The organism is Actinomadura sp. 9N215 (genome assembly GCF_044326345.1).
In the GTDB taxonomy this organism is placed as follows: domain Bacteria; phylum Actinomycetota; class Actinomycetes; order Streptosporangiales; family Streptosporangiaceae; genus Spirillospora.
On sequence record NZ_JBIRBA010000010.1, the window covers coordinates 25436 to 39061 of the forward strand.

At 71.7% G+C, this 13626-nt stretch carries 6 protein-coding genes; all 6 read right to left on the minus strand.

Translation table 11 applies throughout. The features are described 5' to 3' along the window. Window positions 1-23: 23 nt before the first annotated feature. The 6 genes from ACH34T_RS18135 to ACH34T_RS18160 all read right to left on the minus strand — a co-directional run bounded on the left by ACH34T_RS18135 (window position 24) and on the right by ACH34T_RS18160 (window position 13613). Window positions 24-668, minus strand: a complete 645-nt coding sequence (locus tag ACH34T_RS18135; protein ID WP_395993318.1) for a DUF4360 domain-containing protein — start codon at window positions 666-668, stop codon at window positions 24-26. 161 nt (window positions 669-829) lie between these two features. Beyond that, window positions 830-1909 (minus strand): endonuclease/exonuclease/phosphatase family protein, encoded by a 1080-nt coding sequence (locus ACH34T_RS18140; protein ID WP_395993319.1) that lies wholly within the window; start codon window positions 1907-1909, stop codon window positions 830-832. Between the two features lie 180 nt (window positions 1910-2089). Further along, entirely contained in the window at window positions 2090-4003 is a 1914-nt protein-coding gene (locus ACH34T_RS18145) for a hypothetical protein (protein WP_395993320.1), read from the minus strand. Further along, window positions 3996-9257: a hypothetical protein gene (locus tag ACH34T_RS18150; RefSeq protein WP_395993321.1), complete on the minus strand. Its 5262-nt coding sequence runs from the start codon at window positions 9255-9257 to the stop codon at window positions 3996-3998. Before ACH34T_RS18150 ends, ACH34T_RS18145 begins: the two co-directional genes overlap by 8 nt. After that, entirely contained in the window at window positions 9238-12465 is a 3228-nt protein-coding gene (locus tag ACH34T_RS18155; protein WP_395993322.1) for a hypothetical protein, read from the minus strand. The genes ACH34T_RS18150 and ACH34T_RS18155 overlap by 20 nt, the downstream gene beginning before the upstream one ends. Further along, a complete protein-coding gene (locus tag ACH34T_RS18160) occupies window positions 12462-13613 on the minus strand; it encodes a Kelch repeat-containing protein (RefSeq protein WP_395993323.1) in 1152 nt (383 codons plus the stop codon). Before ACH34T_RS18160 ends, ACH34T_RS18155 begins: the two co-directional genes overlap by 4 nt. Between the last annotated feature and the right edge of the window lie 13 nt (window positions 13614-13626).

The window sequence follows — 13626 nt, forward strand, 5'->3', positions numbered from 1 at the left end:
TCCAGATCTCAGGGCGTGCCCGATTATAGGCAGTGCCTCCAGGAGTAGTGGTAGGTCGTCTTGATGCTGCCGTCGGCGGAGTCCATGCCGATGTGGCCGACCTTCGACGGATCCGAAGAGCCCGGGTCGACTCTCAGTTCCGTGTTGACGTAGATGATCGACGTCCGCTCGCCGCAGCGGGACCATACGAACTGGGGCACGTCCATAACGTCTACGAACTGCCAGTTCTTCTTATAAGGGCCGGACAGGGAATGTACGGACTCCCTGATACGCGGATCGCCGTGGAAGTGGTAGCTGGCGCGTAGGGTGGCGCTCGCGCCGCTCGGCAAAGAGGCGTAGCCACGGTACTCCGCCGAGGAGATGGCGAAGGAGAAGCCCAAGGGGACGTTCACTCTCAGGGTGATCTGGCAGTTCTTTAGGGCGTCGGTGGGTTCGAATACGCCACCTGCCTGTGCGAGGTACTTGGCATAAGTGACTTTGAACGCCTCACTGGTCTCCGACAGGGCGGCCGCCGCGGTCCCACGTAGACATCCGCTACCGTTGAGGGTCACAACTTCGATGGTGACCCCGTCGGGACCACGTCCGAGCAATTGCTCGGACGCGGCGGCGCCAGGCGCCACGGCTATCGCGAGCGCGACGGCGACGGGAATGGCGAACCCTTTGCGCATTGCGGTTCCTCCGCTCGAACCCAGAATCTGAGCGAAGGCTAACCTCAGAAGTCAAATACTGTCAATCAAGACTTTTCAACTTTCGATCCTCTTCAATTTCCCGAGGCGCTTCAGTCGCCTTATCGGAGGGCCGATTCGCCCTTGCCGGTGCGGCGCGGTGTTCACCAGCTGATTCCGGCCGCCACCGGCAGGTGGTCGCTGCCGGTGGACGGCAGCACCCGCGAACTCGCCGGGTCCACGCCGCGGACCATGATCTGGTCGATCCGCGCCACCGGGAAGGACGCCGGCCAGGTGAAGCCGAAGCCGTGCCCGGCCGTGTCCTGCACCGAGCGCATCCGCGAGGTGATGCCGGTGAACGCGCGATCGTCCATGGTGCCGTTCAGGTCGCCGAGCAGCACCAGCCGCTCGTTCTGGTCGGCGGCGATGGCCTCGCCGAGCGCCTGGGCGCCCCTGTCGCGGTGGCCCGTCCAGAAGCCCGCCCTGGGATTCACCCGTACCGACCCCAGGTGGGCCACGTACACGGCCAGCGGACCCTGGTCCGTGGCCACCGTGGTGCGCAGCGCCCGGGTGTAGGTCAGCTTGACGTCGGCCGGCTTGGTGTCCCCCAGCGGCCCGACGTCGATCTTGGTGTCGACCGGCCGGCTGTCCGACAGCGGCAGCTTGCTCCACAGCCCGACCGTGCCCTGCACCGTGTGGTGCGGGTACGCCTCGGCCAGCGCTTTTTCGTACGTGCCCCTGGCCTGCTCGGTCATCTCCTGCAGGGCCAGGACGTCCGCGCCGGAGGCGGCCAGGTCACGGGCGGTGCGGGCCGGGTCGGGGTTGTCGGCGCCGACGTTGTGGCTGGCCACCGTGAGGTCGCCGCCCGGGTGGGACTTGTCGGTGAGCAGCCCGCCGAACAGGTTCAGCCACACCGCGACCGGCAGCACTAGGGCGACCACCGCGGAGGCCGAGCGGCGCAACAGCGCCCCGGTCAGCAGCACCGGGATGAACAGGCCGAACCACGGCAGGAAGGTCTCCACCAGGCTGCCGAGGTTCTTGGCCCGGTTCGGGATGTGCGCGTGCAACAGCATGAACAGGCCCAGCAGGAGCGCCAGCGCCGCGAGCACCAGGCCGCGCCTCCAGGGTTCCGGCCGCGAGCCGATGGGGATCGCCCGGTGGACGCCGCCGCGCCGGGAATCGGAGCCGGTCTCCCGGCCGCCGACGTCGTCCTGCACGGGCTCGGCCGTTCTCACCTGCGTCATCGTCTGTCCTGGCGCACTGCCGGTCACTGCTGCTTCCTCGGGTCTGGGTGGGGTCGGCGCACGGACGCCGTGGTCCATGCCTCCACTTAAGACGGACGAGTGTTGCAGCGGCGTATGCGGTTTTTGATACGCCCGCGATACACCAGATCCTCGGCATCAGCGCCAGGCGGTGAGGTCGCGTCAGACGGTGGGGCTGTCCGAGGGTGCGGCTTCAGGTGACGGTGGCGGTGGCGGTGGCGGCATCGGGGTGTCGATGAGGGTGTCGAAGCGGAGGCCGCTGGACGATTCGCCGCGGCCCACGCCGCGGTGGGCGCTGAGCCAGAGCACTACGCGGCCGTCCCGCCAGCGGGTCCGGTTGAAGGCCACGGACAGGCGGGTGCCCGCTTGCGGCACTTCCTCCTCGTTCACGAAGTACTGCTTTCCCGCGTCGAAGCCGTGACGGAGGAGGGTGGTGCGGGCCGGGACGGGCTGGCCGTCCACGACGCTGGGTATCGCGGCGCGCTGGAGTTGGATCTCCCGGTTGTCGCCTGGCACGCGCACCGGGATGAACGGGATCCAGTGTTCCGGGATGACGTTCATCGCCTGGTACGAGATCGGGGCGCGGGGCGGGTCGTCGTCGTCGCCGGGCGCCGGTTCCGCGTGCCGCTGCCGGAACACCAGGGCCTCGGCGGCGGCCTCGCTGCCGCGGCGCGGTTCGCCGGTCGGCATCCGTACGGTCTGCTCGATGCCCCAGACCAGGTTGGCGTTCTCGTCGCGGATCATCAGGACCTCCTCCAGCGCGGGGCCCTCGGCGACCTTCGGGACGCTCGGCGGCAGCAGGAGGTCGGTGTCCGCGGGGACGTGCGCGGTGCCGATCGTGTCCAGGGTGAACATCGACCAGCGGCGCTGGTCCTCGTCGTCGCCTGCGCCGGCTGGGGTGATCCAGAGCTTCTCGCCGAAGACGTCCGTGACGACCAGGCCGCGGATCTTGTTCATCGTGCCCGCGGGCAGGTCGCAGGGAAGCTGGTACCAGTCGTTGCTGAACACCAGCGCGAATTCCAGGAAGATCAGGCGCGCGAGGTCGGTGCTGTCCGGGCGGACGGCGGCGAAGTTGGTGCGTCCGTCCTCGATCGCCCACCAGCGCGGCAGCGGCATCCCCGAGAAGCGGACCGGGGCCGGGAAGACCGTGCGGCTGAGCGTCTTCTCCGGGGGCTTCGTCCCGCCGAGGGGCGGGCCGGGGTCGACGGAGAAGGCGTGCCAGTCGAGTTCGCCGCCCGGGTACTCCTGGGCGGTGACGACCTTCTCGCCGCCGCCGGGCACCGAGGCGGACACGGAGAAGCGGTGTTCGAGGCGGCGCGGGTCCCAGGTGGCGTCGCCGTCCGGACGTTCGGCGGTGACGCCGGTCGGCTGGTCGATCAGCGCGTCGAACCAGGCGACCAGGCGCTTGCCGAGGTTGTTGAGCGTGGCGCGGTGCAGCAGCCCGTTGATGCCGTCGGCGGCGTTCCCGCCGCCCTTGATGTGCCGGTAGAGCAGGTAGCCGTCCATCCGGCGGCCGGCGATCGTCTGCATCGTCGCCCAGACCTCGGGGTGCGCGAGCCGGGCGGTGTCCTCTTTCGCGGGGTGTTCGGGGTCCGGCAGCCCGATGGGGTACTTGTCGATGTACTGCCGCTCGAAGCGGAAGAGGTCCAGGCCGAGCAGGTTGTGCTTGCCGAGCAGCTTCAGCCACCGGTGGCCGATCATCAGGCGGAGGTCGAAGGCGATCTCCTCGTCCCCGAACGCGAACGGCAGCAGCCGCCGCTCGGCCATGGTCTCCAGCGGACGGTCGGTGGGCAGGTCCTCGGGCGGGCCGCCGTGCGGACGGAACCGGGTGGGCCGCGACGGGCTGACCGAGTAGGTGGCGGTGACGGGCGAGCCGGCGTCCGTGCCGCGGAACTCGCCGAGCTGCCACTGCCGGGTCAGCATCCACAGCGGGTCGCGCACCTCGACGCGCAGCGCCCTCTCGAAGTCGGCGGTGCGGGGGCGTCCCTCCAGCCGGTTCCACACGCCCACGGTCGGGTGGTGACGCTGGGCCAGCTCTTCGGCGAACGTCGGCGGGACGGGGTTCGGCTCACTCATGGGCGGCCCTCCAGCGCAGGTTGGCGATCGCAAGGTCGGTGCCGATGGTGATCTGCCGCCGGGTCGCCGACATCACCGTGGCCGGGAGCATGTGCGCGTACGGCGTGCCGCCGAGATGGTCGGGCTCGACGGCGCGGGTCTTCGCCAGCTCGAAGGTCTCGGTGATCGCGTCGATCAGGTCGCCGGGCGTCCAGCGCCCGGCGGGGACGCGGACCGGCGGGACGACGAGGAGCATCGCCTGCGGGGGTTCGGCGTCCGGGCCGTCGTAGTGCACCGCGATTCCGGTGGTCTCGCGCTCGGCCGGGATCACCTCGGTCCATTCGTCGAACACCAGCCCGCACTGGTCGCCGATCAGCGGGGACGTGTAGTGCGCGGTGAACAGCAGCCGGTCTTCGTTGAGCTGGTCGGGCAGGTTCGGATCCTTGGCGAACTCCATGGCCAGCCAGTGGTCGCCCGCGACGTACGGCAGCTGGACGGGCGACAGCGCCGGCTCCTTCCAGCCCAGGATGCCGAGCAGCCCGCCGGGGCCGAGGAGCCCACCGGCCAGGGTCACGACCTTCTCCCACAGCCTCGGCTTCTCCCTGACGCGGGCCATGCCGTGCAGCCAGTCGTCGACGGGGAAGTCCCGGGCGGGCGCGAGGTGCGCGACGAGCCTGTCGCTGTCGTTGCGCGCCCTGCTCCACTGCTGGAGGAGCGGGCTCGGCGGGGTGAACTGGGGCACGGCCAAGACGTCCTCGCCGAGCAGGGCCTTGAGCGCGTCGAGCGCGGCCTGCACCCGGTCGGGCCCGGGGAGGGCCTTGTCGTGGATCTCCAGCGCGGTGTTCGCGGCCTCGGCGCGCGCGGACAGTTCCGCTTTCAGGTTCCCGGCGCGGGCGAGGAGCTCGCCGCCGAACGTGACGGCCTGGTCCTCGTAGGGCGTGAGGTCCAGCCCGGCGGGATCGACGTCGGTCAGCGGCAGCTGTGACTTGACCTCGGCGAGCAGGCCGCTCAGCGTCGTCTTGTTGGTCTTGGCTAGCTGCTTCAGCTTCTTCAGGCGGTCGTCGAAGTCGTCGCGGAGGTCGTCCACGCGGTCGCGGAGGTCGTCGACGTCCGGCGGGCGCGGGCCAGGCTTGGTGGTGAGCAGCCCCTCGGCCTGCTCCAGGATCCGGAACCGCTCCTCCACGGGGGTGGTCGGCGGCAGGGCGTCGTACTGGACGAGCAGCGCGTCGGCGGCCTCCAGCGCGCGGGTCATCCGCGTGGCCACCTCGGCGACGGCGGTCAGGACGGCCCTGAACACGCCGCGCCGCCACAGCGCCACCTCGCCCCAGCTGCTGCGCACCAGGCCGAACCCGCCGGCCGCCACGGTCAGCTTCGCGTACCGGCTGAGGAACGTGTCGATACCGCTGATGATCGCCGGCCGGGCCGGGGCCGGGGGCGGGCCGGCGGGGTACAGCTCCCCGAGGTCGGCGATGAAGTCGGCGACGTCGTCCCGCAGGTCGGTCAGGGACTCCAGGACCTCGGCCGGACGGTCCCGCGGCAGCGTCACGGCGTCGTCCGCGGACCGGGCGACCGGGGCGGTCCCGGCGGCCGGGGCCAGGTCGCTCGGACGCAGCGGCCGCGCGGTCGTCAGCAGCGTGCGCAGCGCCGCGATCAGCGGCGACAGCTCGAAGAAGCCGATCTTGCCGGCGAATCCGATGCCGTCCTGGTCGGAGATGCGGGTGGTGTACTCGATCGTCAGCTCGACGTCCGGGCGCGGGTTCGACCGCTCGATCACTACGCCGAGGATCCGGTCGTCCAGGTCGGTCATCGCCGCCTGGTCCGCCGGGCGCAGGGCCCAGAGCAGGTCGATCGCGTCCAGGCCGATCTCGTGCTGGGTCACCAGCCGGTGCCGCTTCGTGCCGTCGTCCGGGTCCGGCCAGGTCACGAGCGCGGCCACCGCCGTGGCGCTCGGCAGCACCGCGGGCAGCCAGGCGTTCACCGCCGGCTCGGCCTTGGACCGCGGCGTGCCGAGACCGGTGGGACGGTCCGCCATCAGCTGGAGGCCGAGGCGGTGCGTCAGGGTGACGCCGCTGCGCGGGGTCTCCACGACGGACGGTTCGGGCGCGATGCCCTCCTTGGCGTAGGCGTCCATGGTCGCGGAGGCGCGTTCGGGGTGGCCTTGCAGCGCCTGGTGGGTGCCTTCGGCCACGGCGAGATCGGCGAGCGCGTCGTGCACGTTGCGCAGCGCGTCGATCTCCTTGTCGATGGCGGTGACGGTGGCTTCGTCGGCGGGCTGGAGGTCCTTGAAACCGAACGGGTAGTGCTGGTTCGCCTCGGACGACCCGTTCACGTGGCGGAGCAGGGCCAGCCCGTCGATGACGATGCGGGCCTCGACCTCCTCGATGCGCTTGGGCCGGGTGGGGTCGTCCGGCTCCGGGGTGGTCTCGTCGATCTTGTTGGCGCGGAGCGGGAACTTCAGCCGCAGCCCGGCGATGTAGCGATCCAGGCCGACCCTGCGGTCGTGCAGGCCGCGTTCGAAGCGGTAGCCGAGCAGCGCTGCCAGGGACTGGCCCTGGCGCATACCGTCCAGGATGGTGAGGGCGAGCCGGACGCGCTCGGAGCTCAGGTTCACGGCGAACGCGCTGGTGTCCGGCGTCCTGTTGGCCAGGTATCCGGCCCGCAGGACGGCGGCCGTCCGCGCGTGGGCGGGCGACGGCGCGTGGACGTAGCCGCCGTTGTCCGCGTCGAGCGGGATCGGGTCGGTGCCGAACACGGTCGCCAGGTCGGCGGGCGGTGTGACGTGCTCGACCTCGTCGCTCTCCCTCCGGGCGACGTTCTCCAGCCAGCCGTACGCGCCGAGATGGACGCCGCGCTTAGGCGGGGCGGCGCCGTCCGGGCCGTATCGCAGTTCGGACAGGCGTTCGTTCACCAGACCGAGCCGCCACGCGTCGAGCCGGTACGTGGCGCAGTCGATGTGCTCGGCGAGCACCCGCTCCAGCCGCGCCGTGGGGAGCCCGGCCAGCAGGCCGAGCGCCTTGATCTGCTCGTCGAGTTCCGTGGTGGCCGGGTTGGTGCCCAGCACCGTACGGACGAATTCGTGCACCAGCATGGTCTGGCTGCCGGTCATCGCCGGGTTCGTCGAGTACAGCGTGCGGTACCGGCTCTCGCTCAGGATCGTCTGCCCCGGCTTGGGGATCTTGACGTGGACGAACGGCGCGTCCCGCGGATCGGGCACCACGGAACCCGGGGTGGCGAGTGCGAGCCGCCGCGCGGCCTCCGCCCAGCCGAGCAACACCGCGTGCCGTGCCAGCAGGTACAGCAGGGCCGACGGCGGCAGGTTGTCGAGGAAGCCCTCCTCCTTGCGCACCCTGTCCAGATCGTTGCGGGCATGGTCGGCGAGCCAGCGCAGGTAGTTGCGGCGGTCGGCGGTGTAGGCGCGGATCGGGTCGGTCTCGGACAGCGGCCGGTCGTCGACCAGCGGCGCCAGCAACGGATGGTGGACGTCCGTGAACAACCGGCGCAGCACGTCGGGGTCAGCGGCCGGGTCGCTCGTCGGACGGCCGAACCTTGCGAGCAGGGCGCGGATCGGCTGCGGCATGGCCAGCTGGTCGAGTTCGTCCTTCACCTTGGAGCCGCCCGCGCGCAGGTTCTCGCGGTTGAAGACGTCCTCGACGCTCTGCGCGTAGCGGTGGTGGAACTCCGCCGACGTGGGGTGGAGCGCCAGGATGTCCAGCAGCTTCTGGTGCGGGTCGTCGGCCACATCGTCGTCCGGGCCGTTCAGGTGCTTGACGTGTTCGAGCGCGTTGCGCCAGTCCTTCGCCGCCTCCGTGAGGACGACGTTCAGCGCCTTGCGGTGCTTCGCGGCGTCCGGCCAGGCCAGCCGGGAGAACACGGTCGTCGGCAGGATGCCGTACGGCTGGCGGCCGATCTTCACGGCGGACAGCGGGCCGCGTCCGGACACGTGCTCAAGGAAGAAGCGCCTGGTCTGCGCGATCTGCTCGTCGCCGAGCACGCCGTTCAGCAGCGACTGGAGGTAGTGGCCCCAGGTCGCCGGCCACAGCGCGGTGTGCGCGGCCCGCGCGTCGCGCCGGTCGCCGCCCTCCGCGTTCGGCACCCCGGCCAGCACCGCCGGGTCGAGGCCGAGCAGTTCGGCGAACCACTCGCCGTCGGTCTTGGTCGTCCAGTCGGTGGCGGTGGCGGCGAAACCGGCCGCCGTGGCCAGCCCCGCCTCGGCCTCGGCCCTGGCGTCCTGGCCGGCCGGGGCCTGCTCGGTGTTGTTCGTCGGCGTGCCCTGGGGCAGCAGGCTGAACCCGGACGGGCTGCGGAGCTGGCGGGTGAGCAGGCCGCCGAGCGCCGTCGCGGACTGCTCCGGCGTGGCCTGCTCCCGGAGCCCCAGCACGACGAGCCGGTCGACCCCGTTCCGGAACGCGGCTTCGAGCGGGATCCGGATTCCCATCCCGGCGTTGACCGCCTCGGTGAAATCGGTCAGCCAGCGCAGCGCGGGCGGCACCGTCAGCGCGCCCGTGGTCTCGTTGATCCTGAGCTGGTTCGCCTTCGTCTCGCCCGGGTCCGGGCTCACCGCGAGCTCCGGCCGCACCGGGCCGCCGGGCTTGGAGAACACCTGCGCGCCGTTCACGTACCCGAACGCGACGAACCGGTCGGGCAGCAGCGTGGCCTTCGCGGCCACGGTCCAGGACTGCGGCGCGATCTGGTCGGCCGGCGGCGGGGCGAGCACGAGGAACGACACCACCACGTCGATTCCGCTGGTGACCGGCGCGCTGTCCACACCATGTGGACGGCGGGCCCGGATCGCGTCCGCCCGGGTCTTCCCGACGGACGCGAGCAGCGCGATGTCGGCGTCGCGCAGCTTGGCGCGGTCGCCGTGCGCGCGCCAGACGGCCGTCCAGTACGTGACGGCGGGCTGGCGGTCGTTCGCCGGCAGGGGCGCGGCGCTGACGATCACCAGTACGGTCGTCCCCGCCTGCACCCCGGTCGGACGATCGTTCGGGTTCGCCGGACGGCGCCCCTGCAGCAGCCATCCCGCGCGACCGGCGGGGACGCGGGCGACCAGCTCGTGCCAGGCGGCCCGCTCCCCCACCGCCGACCCGCCGGACGCCCAGAGGCCCGTCCAGTACGCGTCCAGCGCGGAGAGCTCGGCCCGGGTGGGGCGTGGCTCGAACTTGTCGATCGACCATTCGTCGGGGAAGACCCGTATGAGCAGTTCGCTCTGGGTGAATCGCGTCTCCACCCGGACGGGGCCGAGCAGCACCGGGAAGTCAAGGCTTAGGTCGGGCATCCGGCAGCATCTCCTGTGCGTGTACGGCCACCAGAACGGGTGCTTGGAAAAGGATGTAGCCGACGTCGGCGGAGCTGATGTCGGACCGCCAGCCCGCGAGGATCTTCTCGTCGTCCCGGCGCTGTTCCTTTTTCTCCTGGTCGTCCTCGTCGCCATTGAAGGCGCCGAGTTCGACCTTGATGTCGGCGTCGAACTGGATGAAGCGGTGCCGGTCCCGCGGGTCGACGCGGCCCCACGTCAGGTCGTTCCACACCTCGACCGGGACGGGGTCGCCCGGCGGGTCCTCGTCGACGCCGAACCGCGGGTCGCCGGGACGCTCCTTGATCACGAAGAACCAGCCGAGGTCGCCGCCCTCGCCGCGCGCCTCGTCCGCGTCGAGGTCGAAGCCGAGCAGGTAGACGTCGGGCTCGACCTTGGCCTCGTAGATCGGCAGTTTGACCAGGTGCGGCGGCGGGGGCAGGTTCGCCGGGAGCGGCGCGAGCTCGCGCTCGCCGCTGGTGTCGGGCGTGCCGGGCGGGTCCTTCAGGACGGGCCAGGCCGCCTTGTGCGCGTAGATCGCCGCGTTCGGATACTTCTTCAGCAGCTCGCCGCGGATCACCAGCACGAGGTCGTCCTTCCGGCGGCTGCTCCCGCCCAGGACGGTGGTGGTGCTCCATTTGTGGATCGGCGGGATGTCGTACAGGCGCTCGCGGCGTGCGGCGGGCGACTCGTCCGGCTGGGGCAGCGCCGTCCGCGGGTCCCAGAACTGCCGGAACGGGGTCCCGCGCGAATCGGACGGGAACTCCCGCCACAGCATCTCCCGCGCCATCTCGTGGTTGAGCCCGACCAGATAGGACTCGATGAACCGGCGGTTGTTCTCCAGCAGGGTGATCGAGTTCGCCGGGATCAGCCCAAGGTTGGGCACGAACGTGTCCACCGACATCCTCAGCAGGTCCTCGTACATCGGCATGTCGAACACCGGGTAGGCCATCACCTCGGTCAGCTCGGAGAACTCGCCGGTGGCGGGCCTCAGCCGGTCCGGCAGGTTCAGCGAGGCGAGCAGGTTGTCCAGGACGGTCTTGTCCGAGCGCAGGCCGGTCATCATGTCGGTGGTGGCGTCGGTCACGCCCAGCTTCGGCGGGTCGGCGACGCGGCCGGCCGCGGCGGCTTCGTCCCAGCCCGCGTAGAGCTCGCGGAGCGCGTGCTTGAACGCGGCGGCCTCGTCGCTGTCGCGGTCCCCGACCGGCGTGGTGGCGGTCTCGCCGTACTGCCGCAACTCGAACAGCGGGTTGAGGGCCAGGACGTCGACCGGGTGGCCTGGCGGCTTCGGCGGGAGCCGTGCGTCCAGCTCGGCGGGCGTGACGACGGCCGGCGGGGTGCCCTTCGAGGGCGCGGCCGTGATGTGCAGCTCGTCGATGCGCGAGACGAGCGTCTCGGCGGGCCTGACCTCCGGGAACTCCAGCACCTTCATCAGCCGCGAGCCCGGCCGGGTGATCCGGCGCATCGGCGCGGACACCGGGGCCGACGCGACGCGGCTGCGCGCGACCTTGAACCCGACCGCGAGCTGCTCGCCGGGGTCCGTGAGCGCGGAGAGCGCCTGGGGCACGCGTTCGATCACGCGGCCGTGTGCGGGGGCGGTCAACGTCAGCGTCCTGGCGGAGGCCAGCGGCGGCGGCTCGGCGTCGGTGGCCTCCGCCGCAGCGTGCGAGCCGGTGGCGGCTAGGGGCACGGGAGGCAGGGTGGGGAGTTCGAAGTGCTTGTCGTGCAGGCGGTTGCCGACCTCGCGTGCCAGCTGCGCCGCCCGGATCTTCTCGTTCGCCCGCTGGGCCTCGCCGAGCTGGTTCCAGGCGGCGGCCATGAGCTCGTCCTGCCGCTCCTGGACGACCTGCGCGCCGAACTGCGCGGCCACCCGGAAACGCGGATCCAGGTTGAGCCGGTGCACCCAGTTGTGCAGCACGGCGTCGCTGACCGGGTCGCCCTTGGCGTCGATGAGCAGCTGCGGCGTGAGCGCGTGCCAGCGCCCGTACAGCGGTGGCGTGATCACGGGGTCGGTCTGGTCTTCGAGGTCGGCGACCCGTGCCGCGAGCTCGGCGTTCGCCGTCGCCGCCGGCTGCCGCTGGTACGCCTCGGCCAGGTTGATCAGCCCGGCCATCGCCTGCTGCCACTGGGTCGGGTACTGCGGCCACGGCAGCGGCCGCAGCTTGTAGAAGTTGTCCCAGTTCTCCCAGGCGTCGGGATTCTCGTCGGAGTCGGGCAGCTGCAGGGCGCCGCCGAGCCGCAGCACGCCGTTGGGCTTGGTCTGCGTGGTGACGCCGGGCAGGCCGAAGCCGGGCTTGCGGTGCGCGTCGATGTCGCGGCGGCCGACCGGCTCCTTGGCCTCGAACGGCTTCAGCAGCCGCACGAGGTACTCGAAGTCGCCCACCGAGCCCGTCGTGAACGACCAGCGGTGGTAGTAGGGCAGCTGGCCGGTCGCCACGTCCTGCTGCACGCCCCAACTCGGCGTCATCGCGGGGATCGGGCCCGGCTCGATGCCGAGCCCGGCCCGGCGTCCGGTCTCGAACGCGGGTACCAGGAACGCGTCGTACGGCGTCTTGGGCGACAGGTGCCGCGGGCAGATCACCCGGGAGCACGCGCTGTCGGGCGCCTCGCGCAGCACGCGGCCGAGGTTCCCGAGCGCCGTCCCCATGTCGTCGGGGTTGTCGACCGCCAGCGGGCCGTCGAGTTCGCCGTTCACGTGGACGTGCGCCCACGCCCCCAGCTCACCCGCCGGTTGCAGCGCCCGCGGGTCCGTGACGGTGATGAACGGCAACGGCCGGTCAGGCGCGGCGCCCTCGTCGAACTCTGTCTCGGACAGGACGATCAAGGCGAGCCAGGGCGCCAGCCGCTTCGTGCCGCCGTCCGGCGGGGCCGGGCTGTACTTCCACGGGAACGCCTCGTCGTAGAACTCGATGTGCGCCAGGAAGTTGGGCTCGAAGGTGGCGATGTACGGCAGCGGCTCGACGCGCGAGATCGCCCGCGGGTCGATGCCGACCACGTCGCCCGGGCCGTAGATCTCCAGTGGCTGGTCGACCGGGCGGCTGGTCGGTTTGTCGCCGTCCTTGAGGGCGTCCCCGGTCAGCTTCAGCTGGACGTTGATCTTGGCGCGGGACGCGGTGCCGGGGGGCTCGGTGATCTTCGTCGCCAGGCCCGTCCGCAGCCAGGGCAGGAAGGAGTACGCGTTCGCGCTCACGAACCGCTCCCGCGCCGCTCGGACGACTTGGTCAGCTCGGCGCCCTGCCCGGCGGCCGCCGCCAGCCCGGCACGGGCCACGCCGCCCACGACGATCACCTTGGCCCCGGAGGACGCCGCGGCGAAGCCCCACCTGCCCTCGGCGAGGCCGGGCGCCGCCGTCCACGTCCCGGCGGAGTACTCCAGGGCGCTGCGGAAACCGGCCTCGTTGCGGACGTCGTCGGTGCCGCCGACCACCAGGACCTTCCCCGACCCCAGCGGGACCGCGCGGTGCAGCGCCCGGCCCGCGGGCATCGGCGCGGTGTCCTGCCAGGTCCCCGCGGTCAGGTTGTAGACCTCGGCGGTGGCGCGGGCGAACGGGTCGAAGCCGCCGTCGCCCGGCGCTCCGGGCGCACGGCCGCCCGTGACCAGCACGGTCGTGTCGGACAGCGCCGTCGCGGTGTGCGCGCTGCGCGGGTGGCGCAGGCTGCCGGTCGGCGTCCAGGTCTTGTTCTCGGTGTCGTAGAGCTCGCAGAACGCCAGCGCCGGGTCGTCGCCTGTCCCGACCGGGACGCTGCCGCCGCAGACCAGCACCTTCTTGCCGGACTGGAGGACGATCGCGGTGTGCCCGGTGCGGGCGTCGGTCATGTCCTTGGCGGCGGTCCAGGTCTCGTCCGCCGGGTTGAACAGCTCCGCCGAGCGCACCGCCATCACCGTGCCGCCCGCCCTGGTGGTGCTGCCGCCCGCGACCAGGACCTGGCCGTTCGACAGCGGGACCGCGCTGTGGCCCCAGCGTCCGGCGGCCATCGGATGCTTGGTCGCCGTCCAGGTGCCCTGGGTCGGGTCGTACAGCTCGGCGGTGGCCAGCGCGGGCGCGCCTGGGCCGCCTCTGCCGCCTGTGATCAGCACTTTTCCGCTCGGCAGCAGGGTCAGGGCGTGCAGCTGCCTGGCCGTGCCGAGCAGGACGGGCGCCGCCCACGTGTTCTGCTCCAGGTCGTACACCGCGCTCTGCCGGACGGCGGCGGACGCGGCATCGGCGCCGCCCGCCACCAGCACCTTCTTGCCGTCCTTGAGCACCACGGCGGCGTCGTGCTGGCCGGACCAGCTCACCGCCGCCGCGTAGTCGGGGGCGGACGACCACGCGTCGGCCGCCAGTGTGGCAGTGGTCATCGCGTTGCACCCT